This is a genomic window from Synechococcus sp. KORDI-100, from assembly GCF_000737535.1.
In the GTDB taxonomy this organism is placed as follows: domain Bacteria; phylum Cyanobacteriota; class Cyanobacteriia; order PCC-6307; family Cyanobiaceae; genus Parasynechococcus.
In genome coordinates this window covers 2,249,753-2,272,720 of sequence record NZ_CP006269.1, presented here as the reverse complement: position 1 = coordinate 2,272,720, position 22,968 = coordinate 2,249,753, and the positions used below count along the sequence as shown (strand labels likewise).

At 59.6% G+C, this 22,968-nt stretch carries 19 protein-coding genes; 16 read left to right on the top strand and 3 right to left on the bottom strand.

The genetic code is table 11. The features are described 5' to 3' along the window. Positions 1 to 3: 3 nt before the first annotated feature. Complete coding sequence (gene grrP, locus KR100_RS11740) at positions 4 to 954, bottom strand: extracellular substrate binding-like orphan protein GrrP (RefSeq protein WP_051847527.1); 951 nt, start codon at positions 952 to 954, stop codon at positions 4 to 6. A 77-nt stretch (positions 955 to 1,031) separates the two neighbouring features. Here grrP and KR100_RS11735 point away from each other — a divergent pair, with 77 nt between their 5' ends. Beyond that, entirely contained in the window at positions 1,032 to 2,162 is a 1,131-nt protein-coding gene (locus KR100_RS11735) for a trypsin-like peptidase domain-containing protein (protein WP_051847525.1), read from the top strand. Between the two features lie 37 nt (positions 2,163 to 2,199). Next, positions 2,200 to 2,913 (top strand): ribose-5-phosphate isomerase RpiA, encoded by a 714-nt coding sequence (gene rpiA, locus KR100_RS11730; RefSeq protein ID WP_038546196.1) that lies wholly within the window; start codon positions 2,200 to 2,202, stop codon positions 2,911 to 2,913. On the opposite strand, the gene hisD is transcribed toward rpiA, so the two are convergent. Further along, complete coding sequence (gene hisD, locus KR100_RS11725; protein ID WP_369793797.1) at positions 2,910 to 4,244, bottom strand: histidinol dehydrogenase; 1,335 nt, start codon at positions 4,242 to 4,244, stop codon at positions 2,910 to 2,912. The genes rpiA and hisD overlap by 4 nt on opposite strands. Before the next feature lie 97 nt (positions 4,245 to 4,341). On the opposite strand from hisD, the gene rpsT reads away from it, so the two are divergent. The 7 genes from rpsT (at position 4,342) to rlmN (ending at position 16,375) form a co-directional block, all read left to right on the top strand. After that, the gene (rpsT, locus tag KR100_RS11720; RefSeq protein WP_038548775.1) at positions 4,342 to 4,638 is read left to right on the top strand and encodes a 30S ribosomal protein S20; all 297 of its coding nucleotides are present in this window, start codon (positions 4,342 to 4,344) and stop codon (positions 4,636 to 4,638) included. 15 nt (positions 4,639 to 4,653) lie between these two features. After that, positions 4,654 to 5,472, top strand: coding sequence for a TatD family hydrolase (locus tag KR100_RS11715; RefSeq protein WP_204207709.1), 819 nt, complete (start codon positions 4,654 to 4,656; stop codon positions 5,470 to 5,472). A gap of 284 nt (positions 5,473 to 5,756) precedes the next feature. Beyond that, positions 5,757 to 9,050: a DNA-directed RNA polymerase subunit beta gene (gene rpoB / locus KR100_RS11710; RefSeq protein WP_038546193.1), complete on the top strand. Its 3,294-nt coding sequence runs from the start codon at positions 5,757 to 5,759 to the stop codon at positions 9,048 to 9,050. A gap of 60 nt (positions 9,051 to 9,110) precedes the next feature. After that, positions 9,111 to 11,015: a DNA-directed RNA polymerase subunit gamma gene (locus KR100_RS11705; protein WP_038546190.1), complete on the top strand. Its 1,905-nt coding sequence runs from the start codon at positions 9,111 to 9,113 to the stop codon at positions 11,013 to 11,015. 40 nt (positions 11,016 to 11,055) lie between these two features. Further along, entirely contained in the window at positions 11,056 to 15,135 is a 4,080-nt protein-coding gene (locus KR100_RS11700) for a DNA-directed RNA polymerase subunit beta' (protein WP_038546187.1), read from the top strand. A gap of 35 nt (positions 15,136 to 15,170) precedes the next feature. After that, on the top strand, positions 15,171 to 15,323 hold the full coding sequence (locus KR100_RS11695; RefSeq protein ID WP_038548770.1) for a hypothetical protein: 153 nt from the start codon (positions 15,171 to 15,173) through the stop codon (positions 15,321 to 15,323). Beyond that, positions 15,320 to 16,375, top strand: a complete 1,056-nt coding sequence (gene rlmN / locus KR100_RS11690) for a 23S rRNA (adenine(2503)-C(2))-methyltransferase RlmN (RefSeq protein WP_038546184.1) — start codon at positions 15,320 to 15,322, stop codon at positions 16,373 to 16,375. Before KR100_RS11695 ends, rlmN begins: the two co-directional genes overlap by 4 nt. Positions 16,376 to 16,474: 99 nt before the next feature. On the opposite strand, the gene KR100_RS11685 is transcribed toward rlmN, so the two are convergent. Next, positions 16,475 to 17,647: a hypothetical protein gene (locus KR100_RS11685; protein ID WP_162176533.1), complete on the bottom strand. Its 1,173-nt coding sequence runs from the start codon at positions 17,645 to 17,647 to the stop codon at positions 16,475 to 16,477. Positions 17,648 to 17,926: 279 nt separating this feature from the next. On the opposite strand from KR100_RS11685, the gene KR100_RS11680 reads away from it, so the two are divergent. The 7 genes from KR100_RS11680 to KR100_RS11655 all read left to right on the top strand — a co-directional run bounded on the left by KR100_RS11680 (position 17,927) and on the right by KR100_RS11655 (position 22,954). Then, entirely contained in the window at positions 17,927 to 19,681 is a 1,755-nt protein-coding gene (locus KR100_RS11680) for a sodium:solute symporter family protein (protein WP_038546178.1), read from the top strand. Between the two features lie 28 nt (positions 19,682 to 19,709). Further along, positions 19,710 to 19,835, top strand: a complete 126-nt coding sequence (locus KR100_RS16955; RefSeq protein ID WP_255347480.1) for a hypothetical protein — start codon at positions 19,710 to 19,712, stop codon at positions 19,833 to 19,835. 31 nt (positions 19,836 to 19,866) lie between these two features. Continuing rightward, positions 19,867 to 20,676, top strand: coding sequence for a HEAT repeat domain-containing protein (locus tag KR100_RS11675; RefSeq protein ID WP_038546175.1), 810 nt, complete (start codon positions 19,867 to 19,869; stop codon positions 20,674 to 20,676). Positions 20,677 to 20,761: 85 nt separating this feature from the next. Beyond that, on the top strand, positions 20,762 to 20,965 hold the full coding sequence (locus KR100_RS11670) for a DUF2997 domain-containing protein (protein WP_038546172.1): 204 nt from the start codon (positions 20,762 to 20,764) through the stop codon (positions 20,963 to 20,965). Further along, complete coding sequence (locus KR100_RS11665; protein WP_038546169.1) at positions 20,965 to 21,357, top strand: DUF1257 domain-containing protein; 393 nt, start codon at positions 20,965 to 20,967, stop codon at positions 21,355 to 21,357. The genes KR100_RS11670 and KR100_RS11665 overlap by 1 nt, the downstream gene beginning before the upstream one ends. Continuing rightward, positions 21,345 to 21,752 carry a ferredoxin gene (locus KR100_RS11660; RefSeq protein ID WP_081858918.1) on the top strand — a complete coding sequence of 136 codons (408 nt, stop codon included), beginning with the start codon at positions 21,345 to 21,347 and terminating at the stop codon, positions 21,750 to 21,752. Before KR100_RS11665 ends, KR100_RS11660 begins: the two co-directional genes overlap by 13 nt. Further along, a complete protein-coding gene (locus tag KR100_RS11655; protein ID WP_038546163.1) occupies positions 21,749 to 22,954 on the top strand; it encodes an aldo/keto reductase in 1,206 nt (401 codons plus the stop codon). The genes KR100_RS11660 and KR100_RS11655 overlap by 4 nt, the downstream gene beginning before the upstream one ends. Positions 22,955 to 22,968: the final 14 nt, after the last annotated feature.

Sequence of the window (22,968 nt, the reverse complement as noted above, 5' to 3'; positions counted from 1 at the left end):
GCTTCAGTTGCTTTCAGAGTCGGCAGCGTCTGTGGTCTCCGCCTCGGAGACGGTCTCTTCAACGGCGGCGAGTTCGGCTGGATCCTGCACGTTGGTTGAGATCTCGGCCGTGGAGGCCAACATCACCCGGTAGAGGGCGCTGATCGTGGCTTCTGAAAGATCAATCGCACTTCCAGGACCCACCCAACGGTTGATCATTTCCCGGGACCCGGCGTCGCCGTCCACGTAGGCCTGCATCATCTGGCCGATCGCCAGGCTGGCGGCCGACAGCAGCTTGCCGTTGTCCTGTTTCACGATGCAGCCGACCCCCGAGCTGCCGTACGGACGGACGGGCACCAGCGTCTTGCCGCTGTCTCCTCGGTTGGATGCCAGCCAGAGCGAGGGGCCACCGTTTATATCCACCTTCTCTTCCGCGAGCGCATCGAGTGCTTCGGTCGGTGTGGCGAAGTTGGTGAGCTCGATGTCTGGCACGACATCGCTCAACACCTTGGCTGAGGCGGAATCCTTTACGACGCCGATGCTCTTACCTTGCAGAGATTCAGGTGTGCCATCCACATCGGGCCCGGCCAGCAAGCGGGTGCCACCGATGGCGTACGGCAGGCTGTAATTCACTTTTTCGGCCCGCTCCCAGGTGAAGGCAACGCCGCAGGCGATGTCCGCTGCACCGGAGGTGATGGCTTCAAACCCTTCATCGACGCTGGAGGCCACGCTGAAATCCACCGAGCCAAGTCCGGCTTCATCCTTGACGGCGTTGATGACGTCCACGGACCAGCCCTCAAAGCCATCGCCTTTTTTGATGGCAAAGGGTTTGCCTTCAAGCAGAGCAGCCTTGAGCTTGCCGCCCCCATCGGATGACTCGCCGCCGCTTGCGTCCGATTGAGATCCATTAGGGACTCCACTGCAGGCGCTGAGCATGGCCACTGCGCTCAACAGTCCAAAGATCCGAAACCGCATGTCGCGAAAGTTGTTTTATGTCGTCCTTTACACAGTGACGACGACGTCCGAACCCCAGCAACCACATTTCTCTGCGAATGACGTTGGATCCGGACCAAGATGGTGCCGTCGTTGATGCCGGTGACCTGTTGAGAACCCTGTTGGCACTGGTTCTGAGTCTGCTGTTTGTCGTGCCGCGGGCTGAGGCTCTTGAGCACAGTTTCGTGGCTGACGTGGTGCAACGGGTCGCCCCCTCCGTGGTTCGCATCGACACGGAACGACCTGTGGAGCGCCAGCCCTTTGATCCCACCTTGATCGATCCGCTTCTGCGTGATCTTCTGGGAGACCCCCCGCAGGGACCCGAACGGGAGCGGGGGCAGGGCTCAGGAGTTCTGATCGACAACAAGGGATTGGTGCTGACCAATGCCCATGTCGTCGAGCGGGTGGACACCGTCACGCTCACCCTGGCGGATGGTGAACAGCGCGATGGTCAGGTCATTGGCACGGATTCAGTCACCGATCTCGCCCTTGTTCGCCTTGAGGGGCGGTCGGTCCCTCCATCGGCTCCGCTCGGGGATTCCGAAGCGCTCGAGGTGGGTGACTGGGCGATCGCGTTGGGAACGCCCTACGGCCTTGAACGGACGGTGACGCTTGGCATCGTCAGCAGCCTTCACCGCAACATCAACAGCCTCGGTTTCTCCGACAAAAGGCTGGATCTGATCCAGACCGATGCCGCCATCAACCCTGGCAATTCAGGTGGCCCCCTGGTTGATGCCGCCGGCAATGTGATCGGAATCAACACCCTGGTTCGCTCCGGACCCGGGGCTGGTCTTGGCTTTGCCATTCCGATCAATCTGGCCAGACGGGTGGTGGACCAATTGCTCGAGCAGGGGGAGGTGGTGCATCCTTATATCGGCCTCCAGCTCGTTCCCTTGACGGCCAGGATCGCCCGTGAGCACAACAAGGATCCAAACTCTCTCGTGCAGTTGCCTGAGCGTTCGGGTGCCTTGGTTCAGAGTGTTCTGCCGGATGGCCCGGCAGAGAGTGCTGGTCTGCGACGTGGAGACCTGGTTGTCGGGGTCGAGGACACCAAGGTGTCAGATCCGCAGGTCTTGCTCGAAGTGGTTGATTCCGCTCGCCTTGGAGAACCCCTTGCTCTCCATGTCCTGCGACAGGGCCGTGAGTTGAGTCTTTCGGTGAAACCGGCTGCGCTTCCCGGGATGAGCTGACCTCCTTGCTACGTTCCCGCCAGTCACTGGTGGCCCGTTGGCTGATCTTCAGACACAGATGAAACAGGCGGTCGCTGATGCCGCCGTTGAACAGATCAAGGACGGGATGGTTCTCGGCCTTGGATCCGGTTCGACCGCTGCCTTGATGATCAAAGCGCTGGGATCGAAGCTCGCCAGTGGAGAACTCAAAAATATCGTCGGTGTCACCACCTCGTTTCAGGGCGAGGTTCTTGCAGCTGAGCTCAACATCCCCCTGCTCAGTCTCAATGCCGTGGAGCGCATCGATCTGGCGATCGATGGTGCGGATGAGGTTGATCCGGGGTTTCAGCTGATCAAGGGCGGAGGAGCATGCCACGTCCAGGAAAAACTCGTTGCTGCTCGAGCTGAGCGCTTTGTGGTGGTGGTTGATTCCACCAAACTGGTCGAACGCCTCAATCTCGGCTTTCTGCTGCCGGTTGAGGTGTTGCCGGGGGCTTGGCGTCAGGTTCAGCAGCAGCTCTCATCCATGGACGGGAGTGCAGAGCTGCGCATGGCCCAGCGCAAGGCGGGACCTGTCGTCACGGATCAGGGCAATCTTGTCCTGGACGTCAAATTCGATGGGGGAATTGCTGACGCTGTTGCTCTCGAACTGGCGATCAACAACATCCCAGGTGTCCTGGAGAACGGCCTTTTCGTCAACCTTGCCGATGAAATCCTGGTCGGAGAAATCAACGGAGATGTCGCGGGGGTCCGCAGTCTCGACAGGCGTTAGTTGAGCCTCAGCCGCACCGATTCGGCGTGGCTGTGCAACCCCTCGCTGCCAGCGAGCTGTTGAACGGCTGAACCGGTCGCCTCCAGCGCCGCCCGGTTGAATCCGATCATGGAACTGTGGCGCATGAACGTCTCCACGCTGAGAGCTCCGCTGAAGCGAGCCGCACCGCAGGTCGGCAGGGTGTGGTTCGGGCCAGCGAGATAGTCCCCGACCGCTTCCGGGGACCATGGGCCCAGGAAGATGGCGCCGGCGTTTCGGATCCGCTCCGCCAGTGGCTCGGGACGTTCCACGAGAAGCTCGAGATGTTCCGGGGCAAAGCTGTCGCTCAGCTGGGCACAGGTCTCCAGGTCTTCACAGAGGATCACCAATCCCCAGTCGCGCAGTGATGCCTCGCAGATCTCGCGTCTTGGGTGATCCAGGAGCTGCTGGCTGATCGCGACTCCGATGGTTTCAGCCAGGCCGGAATCCGTCGTGATCAGAACAGCTGCAGCCAGGGGGTCATGTTCGGCCTGGGCGAGCAGATCAGCGGCAACCATCGCTGGATCAGCGCTTTGATCGGCGATCACCAGAACCTCGCTCGGACCGGCCAGGGAATCGATGCCGACGCGTCCGTAAACGGCTTGTTTCGCAAGCGTCACATAGAGGTTTCCTGGCCCGCTGATGACATCGACTTTCGGGACACTGTCTGTTCCGAAGGCCATGGCGGCGATCGCCTGGGCTCCACCGATGCGCATCACCCGACTGACGCCGGCGAGGTGAGCGGCTCCCAGCACAACTGGGTTCACGCAACCGTCCGATCCGGCGGGAGAACAGATCACAATCTCCTCAACGCCCGCCACCCTCGCGGGAACGGCATTCATCAAAACGGTGCTGGGGTAGGAGGCCCGTCCGCCAGGTACATAAAGGCCAGCCCGTTGAACCGGTCTCCAGCGCCGTCCCAGCTGCTCCCCATGGGGCCCCTTCATGGAGATGTCAGCGGGGCGTTGTCGCTGATGAAATTCCTGAATGCGGCGGCAGGCCAGCTCGAGGGCATCCCGCAAATCAAGCGGCAGCTCTCGCCAGGCCTGCTCAAGACGTTCGGCAGGCACCGCAATCGGTTCGGGACGAAAGCCATCGAAGCGTTCGGTGAAGTCCCTCACGGCGGTGTCCCCGCGGCGCTGGACCTCCTCCAGAATTTGATCCACCCGACCGCGAGCCTCGCCTTGCTGGTCGCTTGTTGTCCGCGAGGTCAGACGCTGCAGTTCATGGTGTGCAGTCTCGGGATCCCGCACCAGGCGCAGCGGGAAGGGAGTCGTGGTGTCAACCTCGTTGACCGCTCTGCTCACAGGCAAGTGAAAGAGGTAAGGAGTCTCTTCAAACTAATTGCCGGCTCGTGTGCTGGAAGGCTGGTCGGTATGGTGGTGGATTGTTCGCATCGTTTTCGCCTCAGTGGCCAATAACAAAGCAGCGAAAAAGCGGATTGAGGTTGCCGAACGCAATCGAGTGCGCAATCGCACCTACAAATCCTCCCTTCGCACCTTGATGAAGCGTTGCTTCCTCGCCTGTGACGCTTACAGCGAGAAGCCCGGTGATGCTGCCAAGGCATCTGTTCAGAGCTCGATGAACGCGGCCTTCAGCAAAATCGACAAGGCCGTCAAGGTGGGCGTTCTGCATCGCAACAACGGTGCCAACCAGAAGTCAAGACTCTCGGCAGCTGTCCGACGGGTTCTGGAACCCAGCACCTGAGGCGCACTCGGCACAATGGGGGGTGAAGGCGAGTTTCAGCCCCCCGTGACGTCCACTCCCACGCTGATTGACAGTCACTGTCACATCGTGTTCCGCAACTTCGATGAGGATCTCGATGACGTCGCGGCGCGCTGGCGCGAAGCGGGCGTGACGGCTCTGCTTCATGCCTGTGTTGAGCCGTCTGAGATTCCTGCGATCAGAGCGCTTGCTGATCGATTCCCGGAGCTGCGCTATTCCGTCGGGGTTCATCCGCTTGACACCCAGCACTGGCAGGCGGACACGCAGGCAGTCCTGAGGCGCTCAGCCCTGGAGGATGAACGCGTCGTCGCCATCGGTGAGCTTGGACTTGATCTGTTCCGGCAGAAGAATCTGGACGAACAGCTTGCGGTGCTGCGTCCGCAGCTCGATCTGGCCGTTGAGCTTGATCTTCCGGTGATCATTCATTGCCGGGATGCGGCGGAGCCGATGCTGGCGGAGCTGCGCACCCGCCAGGCACAAGGCCGTTGTCCAGCCGGAGTGATGCATTGCTGGGGCGGGACGCCAGACGAAATGGATGGCTTCCTTGCGCTCGGTTTTCACATCAGCTTCAGCGGCACCGTCACCTTCCCCAAGGCCGCTCCAACCCATGAATGTGCCCGCCGGGTTCCTGAGGATCGCTTCCTGGTGGAAACGGATTGTCCATTTCTCGCCCCCGTTCCACGCCGGGGCAAGCGCAATGAACCGGCGTTTGTGGCATCCGTTGCGGCGCGGGTGGCCGAGCTTCGCGGCGTTGATCTCGAATGCGTGGCCGCCAGCAGCACCGCCAACGCACGCCGCCTGTTTCGTTTGCCGTGATCTGGTAAGCCGGCCTGGTATCAGCAACTTCGATGTGTAAGATGTTGCATTGGCCTGGCCATGGATTGGATTTCCCCATTCCGTGGGCCCCGAAGCGTCCATTCCCTTCCGGTGCACTTGTTGTTGTCAGCTGATCTGACCCGCGATCTCTGAACTCCATCACCCTGTGGCCGCTCTTTGAGGGGTGGTTTGCAGTGCCTGTGATGGTTTTCGATCCTTGTCGGTGATCTGATTTCGTTTGTTCAGGTCTCTCGTCCCATTCGTCCTCTCAGTCGGGTTCCCGCATGAGCAGCAGCGCGATTCAGGTCGCCAAGACCGCCACCTACCTTCCAGATCTGGTGGAGGTGCAGCGGGCCAGTTTCAAGTGGTTTTTAGATAAAGGTCTGATCGAGGAGCTGGAAAGCTTCTCTCCGATCACCGATTACACCGGGAAGTTAGAGCTGCACTTCATCGGTAGCGAGTACCGACTCAAGCGTCCTCGCCACGACGTGGAAGAGGCCAAGCGTCGCGATGCCACGTTCGCGTCTCAGATGTATGTGACCTGCCGTCTCGTGAACAAGGAGACCGGCGAGATCAAGGAACAGGAGGTTTTCATCGGCGAACTCCCGCTGATGACTGAGCGCGGCACGTTCATCATCAACGGTGCCGAGCGGGTGATCGTCAATCAGATCGTTCGCAGCCCAGGGGTTTATTTCAAGGACGAGCAGGACAAGAACGGACGTCGCACCTACAACGCCAGCGTCATCCCCAACCGGGGCGCCTGGTTGAAGTTCGAGACCGATAAGAACTCACTTCTTCATGTCCGCGTCGACAAGACCCGCAAGATCAATGCCCATGTGTTGATGCGGGCCATGGGCCTGTCGGACAATGACGTGGTCGACAAGCTGCGTCACCCGGAGTTCTACAAGAAGTCGATTGATGCCGCCAACGATGAAGGCATCAGCTCCGAAGATCAGGCACTGCTGGAGCTGTACAAGAAGCTCAGGCCCGGCGAGCCCCCCTCGGTCAGCGGTGGCCAACAGCTGTTGCAGACCCGCTTCTTTGATCCCAAGCGGTACGACCTCGGTCGTGTCGGCCGCTACAAGATCAACAAGAAGCTGCGGCTCACAATCCCAGACACGGTGCGCACCCTCACCCATGAGGACGTGCTGTCCACCCTTGATTACCTGATCAATCTGGAACTCGATGTCGGCGGCGCGAGTCTCGATGACATCGACCACCTCGGCAACCGCCGCGTGCGTTCGGTGGGTGAATTGCTTCAGAACCAGGTTCGCGTCGGTCTGAACCGTCTTGAAAGGATCATCAAGGAGCGGATGACCGTTGGTGAGACCGATTCACTCACCCCGGCACAGCTGGTCAATCCCAAGCCCCTGGTGGCGGCGATCAAGGAGTTCTTCGGATCCAGTCAGCTGAGCCAGTTCATGGATCAGACCAATCCGCTGGCTGAGCTCACCCACAAACGCCGTATCTCTGCTCTCGGACCAGGTGGTCTCACCAGGGAACGCGCCGGTTTTGCTGTCCGCGACATTCATCCATCGCACTACGGGCGCCTTTGTCCGATTGAAACGCCTGAAGGCCCCAATGCAGGGCTGATCAATTCTCTGGCGACCCACGCGAGGGTGAATGAGTACGGCTTCATCGAGACCCCCTTCTGGAAGGTCGAGAACGGTGTTGTTCTCAGGGATGGCGATCCCATCTATCTCTCCGCCGATCGTGAGGACGAGGTGCGGGTGGCTCCCGGTGATGTGGCGACGGATGACGACGGCCGGATCAAGGCGGACTTGATTCCAGTCCGCTACAGGCAGGATTTTGAGAAGGTGCCTCCGGAACAGGTCGACTACGTCGCCCTGTCTCCGGTGCAGGTGATTTCGGTGGCCGCCTCACTGATCCCCTTCCTTGAGCACGACGATGCCAACCGCGCCCTGATGGGGTCAAACATGCAGCGGCAAGCGGTTCCCCTGCTGCGTCCGGAACGGGCCCTCGTCGGGACAGGTCTTGAGACCCAGGTTGCCCGCGACTCCGGCATGGTGCCGATCTCCCGGGTCAACGGCACGGTCACGTTCGTGGATGCAACGGCCATCGTCGTCAATGACGAGGACGGAAACGACCACACCCACTACCTGCAGAAATATCAGCGTTCCAACCAGGACACCTGTCTGAATCACCGCCCGATCGTGCGGTGCGGTGATCCTGTGATCGTCGGTCAGGTCCTGGCGGATGGTTCCGCCTGCGAAGGGGGCGAGATCGCTCTTGGCCAGAACGTTCTGATCGCCTACATGCCCTGGGAGGGATACAACTTTGAGGATGCTTTGCTGGTGAGCGAGCGTCTGGTGACGGATGATCTCTACACCTCGGTGCACATCGAGAAATACGAGATCGAAGCTCGTCAGACCAAGCTCGGACCTGAGGAGATCACCCGTGAGATCCCCAATGTCGCCGAGGAAAGTCTTGGAAACCTCGACGAGATGGGCATCATCCGCGTCGGTGCTTTCGTCGAGAGCGGCGACATTCTCGTGGGCAAGGTGACGCCGAAAGGGGAATCCGATCAGCCCCCTGAGGAAAAGTTGCTCCGTGCGATCTTCGGCGAGAAGGCTCGCGACGTTCGCGATAACTCTCTGCGGGTGCCAGGCACCGAGCGTGGTCGCGTGGTGGATGTTCGGATCTACACCCGAGAGCAGGGTGATGAACTGCCACCGGGCGCCAACATGGTTGTCCGGGTTTACGTCGCCCAGCGCCGCAAGATTCAGGTCGGCGACAAGATGGCCGGACGTCACGGCAACAAAGGCATCATCAGCCGCATCCTTCCCCGGGAGGACATGCCATACCTGCCTGACGGCACGCCGGTTGACATCTGCCTCAATCCCCTCGGTGTGCCCAGCCGCATGAATGTGGGTCAGGTTTTCGAGCTGTTGATGGGATGGGCCGCCTCAAACCTCGATTCACGGGTTCGGATTGTTCCCTTTGATGAGATGCACGGCGCCGAGATGTCGCAGGAAACCTGTGAGGCATTCCTCAAGGAAGCGGCCAAACAGCCAGGCAAGGCCTGGGTCTACAACCCGGAGGACCCCGGCAAGCTCGTTCTGCGTGACGGCCGCACAGGCCAGCCCTTTGATCAGCCTGTCGCCGTGGGCTACGCCCATTTCCTCAAGCTTGTGCACCTGGTTGATGACAAGATCCACGCCCGCTCAACCGGCCCGTACTCCCTGGTGACCCAGCAGCCCCTCGGGGGCAAGGCTCAGCAGGGCGGCCAGCGTCTTGGAGAAATGGAAGTGTGGGCTCTGGAGGCCTACGGCGCGGCCTACACCCTCCAGGAACTGCTTACGGTCAAGTCCGACGACATGCAGGGTCGGAACGAGGCGCTCAACGCCATCGTCAAAGGCAAACCAATTCCCCGCCCTGGCACTCCGGAATCCTTCAAGGTGCTGATGCGCGAATTGCAGTCCCTGGGACTCGATATCGCGGTCTACACCGATGAAGGCAAGGAGGTGGATCTGATGCAGGACGTGAACCCACGTCGCAGCACGCCCAGCCGCCCCACCTACGAATCCCTCGGCGTTGCGGATTACGACGAGGACTGACGGGCCAAACGCTCCCAATGCGTTCGCACTGACTGACAGCCCTTCCTTTCCCATCCGTCCATGACCAACAGCAACCTCCGCACCGAGAACCACTTCGATTACGTCAAGATCACCCTGGCCTCACCGGAGCGAGTGATGGAGTGGGGTCAGCGCACCCTGCCCAATGGCCAGGTTGTGGGTGAGGTCACCAAACCGGAGACCATCAACTACCGCACCCTCAAGCCCGAGATGGATGGGCTGTTTTGCGAGAAAATTTTCGGTCCCTCCAAGGACTGGGAGTGCCATTGCGGCAAGTACAAGCGTGTGCGGCACCGCGGCATCGTTTGCGAGCGTTGCGGCGTTGAGGTCACAGAAAGCCGTGTGCGCCGTCACCGCATGGGCTTCATCAAGCTGGCTGCTCCGGTCTCCCACGTCTGGTACCTGAAGGGCATCCCCAGCTACGTGGCGATCCTGCTGGACATGCCGTTGCGGGATGTGGAGCAGATCGTCTACTTCAACTGCTATGTGGTGCTCGATCCCGGCGACCACAAGGACCTCAAGTACAAGCAACTGCTCACTGAGGATGAATGGCTGGAGATTGAGGATGAGATCTACGCCGAGGAGTCGGAGATCGAGAACGAGCCCGTGGTGGGCATCGGTGCTGAGGCTCTGAAGCAACTTCTCGAGGACCTCACGCTCAATGAGGTGGCCGAGCAACTGCGGGAAGAGATCAACGGCAGCAAAGGTCAGAAGCGAGCGAAGCTGATCAAGCGTCTGCGGGTGATCGACAACTTCATCGCGACCGATGCCCGCCCTGAGTGGATGGTGCTGGATGTGATCCCGGTGATCCCCCCTGACCTCCGGCCGATGGTTCAGCTCGACGGCGGTCGCTTCGCCACCAGCGATCTCAATGATCTGTATCGCCGGGTCATCAACCGCAACAACCGCCTGGCGCGGCTTCAGGAGATCCTCGCCCCCGAAATCATCGTCCGCAACGAGAAGCGGATGCTCCAGGAGGCTGTCGATGCCCTGATCGACAACGGTCGCCGTGGTCGCACAGTGGTCGGTGCCAACAACCGTCCGCTCAAGTCACTGAGCGACATCATTGAAGGGAAACAGGGTCGCTTCCGCCAGAACCTTCTCGGCAAGCGGGTCGACTACTCCGGTCGTTCCGTGATCGTGGTGGGTCCCAAGCTGAAGATGCATCAGTGCGGTCTGCCCAAGGAAATGGCGATCGAGCTGTTCCAGCCGTTCGTGATTCATCGCCTGATCCGTCAGAACATCGTTAACAACATCAAGGCGGCCAAGAAGCTGATCCAGCGCGCCGACGATGAGGTGATGCAGGTGCTGCAGGAGGTGATCGATGGTCACCCGATCATGCTCAACCGTGCTCCGACCCTTCACCGGCTTGGCATTCAGGCCTTCGAGCCGAAATTGGTTGATGGTCGCGCCATTCAGCTGCATCCCCTGGTCTGTCCTGCATTCAACGCCGACTTCGACGGTGACCAGATGGCCGTACACGTTCCCCTGGCGATCGAAGCCCAGACCGAGGCCCGGATGTTGATGCTCGCCAGCAACAACATTCTTTCGCCTGCCACCGGCCAGCCCATCGTCACGCCCTCCCAGGACATGGTGCTGGGTTCCTATTACCTGACGGCCCTCAAACCGCACCTGGACCAGCCGGACTTTGGGGATCGCAGCCGCACGTTCGCCAGCCTGGACGATGTGATCCATGCCTTTGAAGATCAGCGAATCGATCTGCATGCATGGGTCTGGGTGCGTTTCAACGGAGAGGTTGACGACGACGACGAGCTGGATCAGCCGCTCAAGACGGAAGACCTCGGAGATGGAACACGGATTGAGCAGTGGACCCTCCGTCGTGATCGATTCGACGAGGACGGTGCCCTGATCAGCCGTTATCTGCTCACCACTGTTGGCCGTGTGGTGATGAATCACACCATCATCGAAGCGGTGGCCGCCGCCTGATCCGCCTGATTTCCAACCTCCCCTCCGACCGCGCGCAGCCATGACCTCCTCCTCCAAATCCCGTAAATCCTCCAAGGCCAAAAAGGCCGCAGCTGCGGCTGAGGCCGCTTCCCGCCAGCTGGCTCAGACGCCGCCTCCATTCCGCAACCGGGTTGTGGACAAAAAGGCCCTCAAGCAACTGGTGGCCTGGTCATACAAGAACCACGGCACGGCTGTAACCGCGTCGATGGCGGACAAACTCAAGGATCTCGGCTTCCGTTACGCCACCCAGGCCGCTGTCTCGATCTCGGTGAACGACCTACAGGTTCCCGAAGCCAAGAAAGCTCTTCTGGGAGAGGCAGAGGAACAGATCACAGCCACCGAAGAGCGCTACCGGCTGGGGGAAATCACCGAGGTGGAACGGCACACCAAGGTGATCGACACCTGGACGGAGACCAACGAGCGACTGGTGGACGCAGTCAAAAAGAACTTCAACCAGAACGCGCCTCTGAACTCGGTCTGGATGATGGCCAACTCCGGTGCCCGCGGAAACATGTCGCAGGTGCGCCAGCTAGTTGGCATGCGCGGTCTGATGGCCAACCCCCAGGGCGAAATCATCGACCTTCCGATTCGCACCAACTTCCGTGAGGGCCTCACGGTGACTGAGTACGTCATTTCCTCCTACGGCGCCCGTAAGGGTCTGGTGGATACGGCACTGCGCACCGCTGACTCCGGCTACCTGACCCGTCGACTGGTGGATGTGGCTCAGGACGTGATCGTCCGTGAGGACGACTGCGGCACCATGCGCCACATCAATGTTGACGCTGAGGACGGCAGGTTCGGTAACCGCCTGGTTGGACGCTTGACGGCATCACAGGTGGTTGGTGCCGATGGTGAGGTGCTCGCCGAGCGGGATACCGAGATTGGTCCTCCTCTTTCCGATCGCTTTGAGAAAGCAGGAGTGTCCAGCGTCAGTGTGCGATCACCTCTGACCTGTGAAGCCAATCGTTCGGTCTGCCGCAAGTGCTATGGCTGGGCCCTGGCTCACAACGAGCTTGTTGATCTCGGTGAAGCCGTTGGCATCATTGCGGCCCAGTCGATCGGGGAACCCGGGACCCAGCTCACGATGCGCACCTTCCATACCGGAGGTGTGTCGACAGCCGAAACAGGGGTGGTTCGCTCGACGATTGCAGGAACGGTCGAGTTCACCTCAAAAGCCAGGGTGCGTCCCTACCGGACACCGCACGGTGTGGAGGCCCAGCAGGCTGAAGTTGATTTCACCCTCTCGATCAAACCCTCCGGTAAGGGACGCACCCAGAAGATCGAAGTCAGCAATGGTTCGCTGCTGTTCGTCAGCAACGGTCAGGAGATCGAGTCCGACGTCACCGTCGCTCAGATCGCCGCAGGTGCGGTGAAGAAGAGCGTCGAGAAGGCCACCAAGGACGTGATCTGCGACCTCGCCGGACAGGTTCGTTACGAGGAGAAGATCCAGCCCAGGGAAGTGACTGACCGTCAGGGCAACATTACCGTCAAGGCCCAGCGGCTGGGTCGCCTTTGGGTTCTGGCCGGTGATGTCTACAACCTGCCTCCCAACGCCCAGCCGGTCGTTGCCGGACAGACCTCCGTCCATGAGGGTCAGGTGTTGGCTGAGGCCAGTCAGCGCAGTGAGTTCGGCGGAGAGGTGAGGCTCAGGGATTCCATCGGTGATTCCCGTGAGGTGCAGATCGTCACCACGGCGATGACGCTTAAGGACTTCAAGCTGCTTGAGGAATCCACCCACTCCGGCGAGATCTGGAATCTCGAGGCCAAGGACGGCACCCGCTACCGCCTTAACACCATTCCAGGCAGCAAGATCGGTTCAGGGGAAGTGATCGCCGAACTCGCGGATGACCGTTTCCGCACGAACACCGGTGGTCTGGTGCGTTTTGCACCCGGTCTGGCCATCAAGAAAGCCCGATCCGCCAAGAACGGTTACGAGGTGAGCAAAGGCGGCACTCTGCTCTGGATCCCCCAGGAGACCCACGAGATCAACAAGGACATTTCCCTGTTGATGATCGAGGACGGCCAGTGGATTGAAGCCGGCACCGAGGTGGTGAAGGACATCTTCAGTCAGACCGCAGGCATTGTTTCAGTCACCCAGAAAAACGACATCCTGCGCGAGATCATCGTGCGTGGTGGTGATTTCCATCTCTCCAGCGACAGCAAGGCGGTGGAGCGTTTCCAGGGCGACGGCCAGATGGTCAACCCGGGAGAGGAGATCGCCAAGGGGTTGAGCATCGACACCATGAAGTTCGTGCAGACGGTTGAAACCCCGGAGGGCACCGGCCTGCTGTTACGCCCTGTCGAGGAATACACCATTCCCAACGAGGCGCAGCTGCCCGAGCTGGCCCATGTGAAGCAGGCCAATGGTCCTCACCTGGGCATCAAGGCAACCCAGCGCCTTGCCTTCAAAGACGGTGAACTGATCAAGTCTGTTGAGGGTGTGGAACTGCTGAAAACACAGCTTCTGCTCGAAACCTTCGACACCACGCCACAGATGACGGTGGATGTGGAGAAAGCCCCCGACAAGCGGGCCAAGACGATCTCCCGCCTGCGTTTGGTGATCCTCGAGTCGATCCTCGTCCGTCGGGACACCATGTCCGATTCCAGCCATGGCTCGACCCACACGGAGCTGCAGGTCGAAGACGGCATCTCCGTCAAGGCCGGAGATGTGGTTGCCACCACTCAGATTCTCTGCAAGCAGCAGGGCCTGGCTCAGCTCCCAGATCCTCCAGAAGGAGAGCCTGTCCGACGTCTCATCGTGGAGCGTCCGGAAGACACCACCACGCTGCAGACCTCTGGCGCTCCGCTGGTCACCGTGGGGCAACGCATCGTCGATGGCGAACCGCTGGCAGAGGGTGAACTGGCCAGCTGCTGCGGTGAGGTCGAGAAGGTTGAGGGCAACAACGTCACCATGCGCCTCGGACGTCCTTACATGGTGTCCCCCGATTCCGTGCTGCATGTGCGAGACGGGGATCTGGTGCAGCGGGGCGATGGCCTGGCCCTGCTTGTGTTCGAACGTCAGAAAACCGGGGATATCGTCCAGGGTCTTCCGAGGATCGAGGAGTTGCTGGAGGCCCGTCGCCCCCGTGAATCGGCGATTCTCTGCAAGAAGCCCGGAACGGTTGAGATCAAGCAGGACGATGAGAACGAGTCACTCACCGTCACCGTGATCGAGGCCGATGATGCCATCGGCGAATACCCGATTCTGCTTGGACGCAATGTCATGGTCAGTGACGGCCAGCAGGTGAGTGCCGGTGAACTGCTCACGGATGGTCCGATCAATCCCCATGAGCTGCTCGAGTGCTTCTTTGAAGACCTGCGCAGTCGTAAACCCCTGATGGATGCGGCTCAGGAGGCGATCGCCAACCTCCAGCACCGCCTGGTCACCGAGGTGCAGAACGTCTACAAGTCCCAGGGCGTGTCGATCGACGACAAACACATCGAGGTGATTGTGCGTCAGATGACCAGCAAGGTGCGTGTGGAGGATGCAGGGGACACCACGCTTCTGCCGGGTGAATTGATTGAGCTTCGACAGGTGGAGGACACCAACCAGGCCATGTCGATCACCGGGGGAGCACCCGCGGAGTTCACACCGGTGCTGCTTGGCATCACGAAAGCTTCGCTCAACACCGACAGCTTCATCTCCGCCGCGTCCTTCCAGGAAACCACCCGCGTGCTCACAGAGGCAGCGATTGAAGGAAAGAGCGACTGGTTGCGCGGCCTCAAGGAGAACGTGATCATCGGTCGCCTGATTCCGGCAGGAACCGGCTTCAGCGGCTTTGAGGAAGAACTGCAGAAAGAGGCAGGTCCCCACCCGGACATCCTTGCGGAGGATCCCACCGGCTATCGCCGGATGCAGAACCTTCGTCCTGATTACACGGTGGAAATGCCCCCGGCCTCCACAGCCAGCGCTGTGCTGGATGATCCCAGCGATGCTGATCTGGAAGCCACGCGCACGCGGCACAACATCGAGGCCTCCAGCAGCAACTTTGCCGCGTTTGCGCGCCCAGACGCCGACAATGAGCTTGCGGAGGAGCAGGTGGTTGATGCCGAAGCCGTGGAGGGTCTTCAGGAAGAAGGTCTGCTTTCTGATGAGTGATCACTGTTCCATTCGCTTTCGACTTCACGCACGACATGCTTGAGCCCAAGGAAATTCCCCAGCGTCGCTTGCCGCGCTATGGCTTCCATGGCCATACCGAGAGGCTCAATGGCCGCCTGGCCATGCTCGGGTTCATTGCCCTTCTCGCAGTTGAATTCAAGCTTGGCCATGGATTGCTGATCTGGTGACGCATCCTCTGCTCGGCCGCAGCGCAGCCGAGCTCGAGGACTGGGCCGTTGCTCAGGGACAGCAGCCCTTCCGGGGTCGTCAGCTGCATGACTGGCTTTACAGCAAGGGTGCCCATTCCTTGAACGACATCACGGTGCTCCCGAAGCTCTGGCGTCAGCAGCTGCAGGACACCGATGTTGTGGTCGGTCGCCTCAAGGAAGTGCATCGGTCGGTGGCCACGGATGCCACAACCAAGCTTCTGCTGTCCACCGACGATGGCGAGACGATTGAAACCGTTGGGATCCCCACGGATCAGCGCCTCACGGTCTGCGTGTCCAGTCAGGTTGGTTGTCCGATGGCCTGTCGTTTTTGCGCCACCGGCAAGGGCGGTCTGCAGCGTTCACTTAAAACCCACGAGATCGTTGATCAGGTCTTGAGTGTGCGGGAAGCCATGGATCGTCGTCCATCCCATGTGGTCTTCATGGGAATGGGAGAGCCGTTGCTGAACAGTGAGGCTGTACTGGATGCCATTCGCTGTTTCAACAACGATCTCGGGATCGGCCAGCGCAGAATCACGGTGAGCACGGTTGGCGTGCCCCGTACGCTGCCGCGTCTGGCCGAACTGGCGATGCAACGTCTCGGGCGTACCCAGTTCACCCTTGCGGTGAGTCTGCATGCACCGAACCAGGCGCTTCGTGAAGAGCTGATTCCAACAGCTGGTGCTTATCCCTTGGATGTTCTGCTTGATGACTGCCGTCGATACCTCAAAGTCACAGGTCGTCGCGTCAGTTTTGAGTACATCCTTCTGGGTGGCTTGAACGATGCTCCTGAACATGCTGTTGAGTTAGCCGATCGTGTGGGCGGATTTCAGAGCCACGTGAATCTGATCGCCTACAACCCGATCGAGGAGGAAAATTTCAAACGGCCTGAACCCAGAAGTGTTGATACTTTTCAGCGCGTGTTGGAACGCCGTGGCATCGCCGTGAGTGTGCGGGCAAGCCGTGGGCTCGATCAGAATGCAGCCTGTGGTCAGCTAAGGCGGCAACGGTCGTCATCAGGATCATCACGGTGACCTGTAACGACTGCGACTTGAAATATCCAATATTGAGCACTGCCTGTTGATTTGAGGCTGTTAAGTCGAGACGACCTCATGTACGTGAGCCGTCTCAACTTAAAACGTCCAGTTGTACATCCTGCAGCGAACAACCTCCTGCGCATCAGCCGGGACACCACGACGTTGAGACTCGCATATGTTGGTATCGGCATAGTTTGGGTTGCGTGAATCAAATCCACTTGGCCTCGCCCAGACAGCGACAGCACCGCTTTTCTTGGGGATTTTGCTGCACTCGTCGCTGGCTTTCAGCGCGTGAATTGTATTTTCGTGGTAATAGGTGAGGTCATGCTCAAGCGGTGATGATGAAAGCCAAAAATGGTCTTTGATGGCTGGAGAATTGGCATCAAATTCGATGATTCGGTAATTTTTTTCCTTCTTGACGGTACGGATCAGTGGATTTCCCTCTCTCATCGCAAAAACCTCAACTTCGTCGGCGCATTGTGGCTTCTTGATGCTGTAATAAATTTCGGTGGCGTCGTGCGTATGGAATGTATAGAAACTGTCAAGCTTCTGGACCGTCATGCCGATTTCCGCTTTGACTGGATCTCCATCAATCTCTTTGATTCGTAGCAAGCCCGTTGTTCCAAGGACTTCTGCGTAGACAAAGCCTCCACGAGCACTGGCTTGATTTGTCGCGAATCGTCCTTCTTTTTTGGCACACATTGGTATCCAACCGACAGAAGCCCATAGATTAGGAAGCGTTTTTGCGCTGATATCGGACGGGAAGGACCCGGGTGACATGATGTCTTCTCCGATCAGGATCTCTGAAAAGTGATTGGCCAGAACGAGGCCGTGATCTTTGACATCATCAATCTCAATATTTTCGAAAAAATCTTTTAGAGAGGGTCTCGCCTGAGCCTGCGCAGATGGAGATTTTGCGACAAGTTTTTCCCCGGGGCTGTAGACGCCAGAGTCATTTGTGTTGAGACTGAAGCATTGTTTTGCAGCTTCTTGGTTTTCAAGAATTGCATAAATTTCATTCACCATTTCTCGCGTATCACGCCTGTCCATTAAGCACATGTTTCTTGGTCTGCTGTTTTCAGCTCGTCCTGTTTCATAGGTTGCAAGATCATAGTGTATGCAAAACCGATCAGTTGTGGTCATCGCGATTGCAAGATTTTTAAGGTAAATCATTGCTTCTTGCCACACGGTCTCATGTAATTCAGGATTGCTGGAGAACCCTGATTCGTTGTTCGGATTTTCAGAGCATGTGATTTGAACATTCCGCACTGTTTGCGAGCTGATGAAATCCGGTAATTTTGATCTTATTTGAGCCCTCAGGTTTGGGATGGTGAACCATGCAACGAATCACACAAGTCCTGGAGAGGAGGCAATCAAGACGTCGCGGAGAATCTTTGAATGAGTTTTCATTTGCTGCTGTCTGATATCAAAATGCTTAATCGGGTTTTGCATATCGTCAACTTGGTGTTTCGATATCGGTGTGAAAGACTTCGGCCTGCCGATCACCGTTCTTGGCGTTTCAGATTTTGTATTTTTTCCCAGGGCTGAATGGCATCGGTTGATTGGTTCCTCTTAGGTCTCTACCTCGTTCTCACGCTGGTGCTGGGCCTTTGGTTGGCTCGTCGTAACAGCGGAGAGGATGATTTTTTTGTGGCCGGCCGCAGCCTCAGTGGCTGGCTGGCTGGCGCCTCCATGGCGGCCACCACTTTTTCGATCGATACGCCTCTCTACGTCGCGGGTCTGGTCGGTACGCGGGGACTCGCTGGCAACTGGGAGTGGTGGAGTTTCGGCCTTGCCCACGTGGCGATGGCGGTCGTTTTCGCACCGTTGTGGCGTCGCAGCGGCGTTCTTACGGATGCGGCTTTCACTGAGCTTCGTTACGGCGGGCCCATCGCAGCCTGGTTGCGGGGGGTCAAGGCGTTTCTGCTGGCCCTGCCGGTGAACTGCATCGGGATCGGGTATGCCTTCCTTGCGCTTCGCAAGGTGGTGGAAGCGCTCGGCATCGTCTCCGGTCAACCAGCGGCTCTGGGTGTGAGCGATACGGTCTGGCTGATGGCCGTGGTGGCGTTGCTGGTGGTCAGCTACACGGTTGCTGGTGGCCTCTGGGCTGTTGTCGTCAACGATCTTGTGCAATTGCTGCTGGCTCTAGCCGGTGCTCTTGCCGTCGCGGTCGCGGCGCTGCATGCGGCGGGCGGGATGGATCAGCTGCTCGGTCGACTGGATGCCCTCGGGCGTCCTGAGCTGCTCAGCCTGGTGCCCTGGACCTGGGACGGCAATGGAATCAGCTGGCTCGAAGGTGCAGGCATCAGCGTGCCGATGTTCACCGCTTATCTCGCGATTCAGTGGTGGAGTTTTCGACGCAGCGACGGCGGCGGTGAATTCATCCAGAGGATGCTGGCCACCCGGGATGAGCAGCAGGCCGGACTCGCCGGCTGGGTTTTTCTGGTCGTCAATTACCTCTTGCGTAGCTGGTTGTGGGTGGTGGTGGCCTTGTCCGCCCTGGTGTTGCTCCCGGCGCAGAGTGATTGGGAGCTGAGCTACCCCGCGCTTGCGGTTGAGCTGTTGCCCCCTGTGGCCCTTGGCCTTGTGGTGGTGTCCCTGGTGGCCGCGTTCATGAGCACGGTCAGCACCTCGGTGAACTGGGGGGCCAGCTACCTCACCCATGACCTTTATCAGCGGTTTCTGCGCCCTGATGCCAGTTCCAGGGAGTTGTTGCTGATCGGTCAGCTCACCACAATCCTTCTTCTGGTGCTTGGGGTGATCACCGCTCTGGTGAGCGATAGCATCGGGACGGTGTTTCGGCTGGTGATCGCGATCGGATCGGGGCCCGGGGTTGTTCTGGTGTTGCGCTGGTTCTGGTGGCGGGTGAATGCGGCAGCTGAGCTCGCTGCCATGCTCTGCGGTTTCGTGGTTGGTCTGTTCACGTCGGTGATCCCCCTGTTGCGCATCGATGACTTCGGCATTCGTCTGACGGTGATCACAGTCAGCTCCGCCGTCGTCTGGCTGGCGGTGATGCTGCTCACTCCTCCGGAATCCGATGAGGTGCTTGAGCGTTTTGTACGTCAGGTTCAGCCCCCAGGCCCGGGTTGGGCACGCTGGCGCGAGCGTTGTGGTGTCGACACGGTCGACACCCTTCCGGAGCTGATTCAACGGTTCGTTCTGGCGAACGGGGTTCTGTTCGGAGGATTGCTGGGGATCGGTGCCTTCCTGCTGCATCAGCAGTGGCTTGGTTGGGGATGCCTGGTTTTGCTCGTTGTCTGTGCCCTCGCGCTCCGGCCGAGGTCAGCATCCTCAGCGTTCTGAGCAGAATGCCGCCACCAGCTTCTGATCCGTGGCCTTTTTCCGTTCAACTGTCCTGCCGGCCCTGATCGTGATTCTGTTCTCAGTCGCATTGTTCGCTGTAAGCGCCAGGATCTGGCTGCCTGGAGACATGCTGGAACCCGCTCCGCTGGGCTGATGCAGCGGGAGCCAGCCCTACGATCGCCTCCATGACAGACGGTTCCGGCCAGCAACGTGATCAGAGCCTTTCGAGGTTGTCGATCGATCCGGATCTGCTGGCTCAGGAACTGGCTGCTGAGGAAAACCTGGATCCACTCGATTCGATCGAGCCGGACAGTGAGGCCGGGAATTCACTGGACGTGGCCCGAGCCTGTGATCAGGCACTGGTCTGTCTGGGACTCGGCCATGAGGAGCGGCTGCAGGGTCTGCGGGTGTTTTGTGAACATCGCGACCCAAGAGCTGTTCCACAGCTGTTGTCTCTCCTGAAGCTGCCCTGTCCGGTTGAGCGGATGAGTGCGGTGTATGCGCTTGGCAGGAACCCATCTCCTCCAGCGGTCGAGCCGCTGCTGCAGCTGCTCCAGCTCGACAGCAATGCCTATGTGCGCAAGGCGGCTGCCTGGAGTCTTGGCAACTATCCGGACGCACCCATTCTGAATCCACTGATGCGCGCGCTCCAGACGGATGTGGCTGCCGTGCGTCTCTGGTGTCCAGGATCCCTGGCGGAAGCCGGCAGCCGTTCACCCGCCAAGGCTGATCCCGCGGCAGGGCAGCTGCTTATCAGCCTGCGTATCGACAGCGAGCCCGTGGTGCGCAGCAACTGCATCTGGGCCCTGGGACGGTTGCACGAACTTCTGGTGGAGCCGCGTCAGCAGGAAATCGTCGAAGCCTGTGTCTCCGCCCTGCTTCATGACGGGGAAGCCTCGGTTCGCGATGAGGCCCGTACAGCGTTGGAACAGCTTGAGGATCCAGATGTTCTGGCCCGACTGCACACCTTGATCGAAGATGGATTCTTCCCTTGATGGGATTGGTCCATCTCGGTGTTACAACCCCATCAACGAAGCGGGCCAATCGCCCTTAGCATGCGCGCCTCAGCACCTTGCAGGGATGCCCCAGAGAACCATCCGCTTCACGATCAGACCTGACGGTCGTGTCGAAGAGACGGTTGAAGGGTTCACCGGCGAAGCGTGTCAGCAACTCACCGAACGCGTGGAGAACGCTCTCGGCAGCGTCCAGCGGCGTGAGCCCACTGCTGATGCCTTCGTGAAGCAGGAGTCTCAGTCCCAGGCCCTCACCACCTCTTTCTCCTGATGTCGCACTTCAGCACCGTCAAGACCGAACTGCGTCAGTTGGAGCCCCTGGTGAAATCCCTCAAGGAGCTCGGTTATTCCCCGGAACAGGGTCAATATCCGGTGCGTGGCTACCAGGGCCAAACCGTGACAGCGGACATCGCAGTGCCGATGTCATCCAGTGGTGATCTTGGTTTTCGCTGGAATGAGCAGAGTGGTTCCTACGAGCTCGTGACCGATCTGGATCTCTGGAAACAGACGATTCCAGTGGAACGCTTTCTGGCACAACTGACCCAGCGTTATGCCCTGAACACGGTTCTTGCCGCCACCAGTCTCGAGGGATTCGAAGTGGCTGAGCAGACGGTCGCCGTTGATGGTGCCATCGAGCTGGTGGTGACCCGCTGGGACGCCTGAATCCGATAGACCCGGCGCAGCAGGCATTCTCTGCTCAGGCCCACCGTCCATCCGCGGCGAATGGCCGAGAGCCATTGCTCGGGGGTGAGTTGCGTGATCAGGCTGTCTGGGTGGATGAAGCGGTCTGCATCGGATGCAGATATTGCGCTCACGTGGCCTGCAACACCTTTGTGGTCGAAGCCAATCACGGCCGTTCCCGAGCGATCCGTCAGGACGGGGACACCACCGAAAGGATCCAGGAAGCCATCGACACCTGTCCGGTGGATTGCATTCACTGGGTTCCCTTTGAAGACCTTGACGCCCTGCGCGCAGAGCTGGCCACCCAGACCTTGCAGCCCCTGGGGATGCCCCGACCGACAGGACATCGACGGCTGAAACCTCGCGCACGGGGATGACGAACTCGATTCCGACCCGTCGGTTCGGACGCACCGACCTGGCCATGCCGGTTCTGTCGCTTGGGGGAATGCGCTTTCAGAAGAGTTGGAGCGATCTGCCTGCGAAAGACATCGACACCCAGTCCCAGCGCAACCTTCAGGACACCCTTCAACGTGCGGCGGATTGCGGCTTTCATCACGTTGAAACCGCCCGTCATTACGGCAGCTCAGAGCGCCAACTGGGTTGGGCCATTCCTCAGGTGCCGGATTCAGATCGCATCCTGCAGAGCAAGGTCCCACCTCGGGATGACCCCGACGAGTTCGAAGAGATGTTGGCCCTCACCTTTCAAAGACTGGGGTGCCAGCGACTTGATCTCCTGGCCCTCCATGGCATCAATCTGCCCCGTCATCTCGACCAGACCCTGCGTCCAGGCGGTTGCCTGGAGGTGGTGCGCCGCTGGCAGCAGGAGGGACGGATCGGTCATGTCGGGTTCTCCACCCACGGCCCCACCGACCTCATCACAGCGGCGATTCAGTCCGACGTCTTCGACTACGTCAACCTTCACTGGTATTACATCGACCAGGCCAATGCAGCGGCGCTCGATGCTGCACGTCAGCAGGACATCGGCGTGTTCATTATCAGCCCGACGGACAAGGGAGGCCATCTACACACTCCCTCTCAGCGACTCAGGGACCTGTGTTCGCCATTGCACCCGATCGTCTTCAACGACCTGTTCTGTCTCAACGATCCCCGGGTGCACACCATCAGCATCGGTGCGGCTCGTCCCTCTGATCTCGACCTCCATCTGGAGGCCCTCGAGCGCCTGGCCGATGCCTCGGCGCTGATCGAACCGGTGCATCGACGCCTCTGCAAGGCAGCAGCTGACGCCCTCGGCGAAGACTGGCTGGGCAGCTGGCGTCAGGGCTTGCCCAACTGGCGTGAGACGCCAGGTCAGATCAACGTTCCCATCCTGCTCTGGCTGCACAACCTTCTGGAAGCCTGGGACCTGGAGAGTTACACCCAGTCCCGTTACCGGCTGCTCGGCCAGGGCAGCCACTGGTTCCCTGGGGCCAATGCCGATGCCCTGGACGCATCTGTCTCGGAGGATGAACTGCGCCAGGTCCTGACGCGAAGCCCTTGGTCGAATCGCATTCCAGACCTTCTCAGAGGTCTGCGGCACCGGCTTGCCGGGGATCCTCAACAGAGGCTGACCACCGCCTGATCTCACGGTTTGTC

Bases quoted from the DNA above. Each gene is read 5' to 3' on its own strand.
- rpoB (WP_038546193.1), top strand. From the start codon at position 5,757: ATGAGCAGCAGCGCGATTCAGGTCGCCAAGACCGCCACCTACCTTCCA.
- KR100_RS11735 (WP_051847525.1), top strand. From the start codon at position 1,032: ATGACGTTGGATCCGGACCAAGATGGTGCCGTCGTTGATGCCGGTGAC.
- KR100_RS11705 (WP_038546190.1), top strand. From the start codon at position 9,111: ATGACCAACAGCAACCTCCGCACCGAGAACCACTTCGATTACGTCAAG.
- KR100_RS11670 (WP_038546172.1), top strand. From the start codon at position 20,762: ATGCCCCAGAGAACCATCCGCTTCACGATCAGACCTGACGGTCGTGTC.
- KR100_RS11655 (WP_038546163.1), top strand. From the start codon at position 21,749: ATGACGAACTCGATTCCGACCCGTCGGTTCGGACGCACCGACCTGGCC.
- KR100_RS11680 (WP_038546178.1), top strand. From the start codon at position 17,927: ATGGCATCGGTTGATTGGTTCCTCTTAGGTCTCTACCTCGTTCTCACG.
- KR100_RS11715 (WP_204207709.1), top strand. From the start codon at position 4,654: ATGGGGGGTGAAGGCGAGTTTCAGCCCCCCGTGACGTCCACTCCCACG.
- KR100_RS11695 (WP_038548770.1), top strand. From the start codon at position 15,171: ATGCTTGAGCCCAAGGAAATTCCCCAGCGTCGCTTGCCGCGCTATGGC.
- KR100_RS11675 (WP_038546175.1), top strand. From the start codon at position 19,867: ATGACAGACGGTTCCGGCCAGCAACGTGATCAGAGCCTTTCGAGGTTG.
- grrP (WP_051847527.1), bottom strand. From the start codon at position 954: ATGCGGTTTCGGATCTTTGGACTGTTGAGCGCAGTGGCCATGCTCAGC.
- KR100_RS11665 (WP_038546169.1), top strand. From the start codon at position 20,965: ATGTCGCACTTCAGCACCGTCAAGACCGAACTGCGTCAGTTGGAGCCC.
- KR100_RS11700 (WP_038546187.1), top strand. From the start codon at position 11,056: ATGACCTCCTCCTCCAAATCCCGTAAATCCTCCAAGGCCAAAAAGGCC.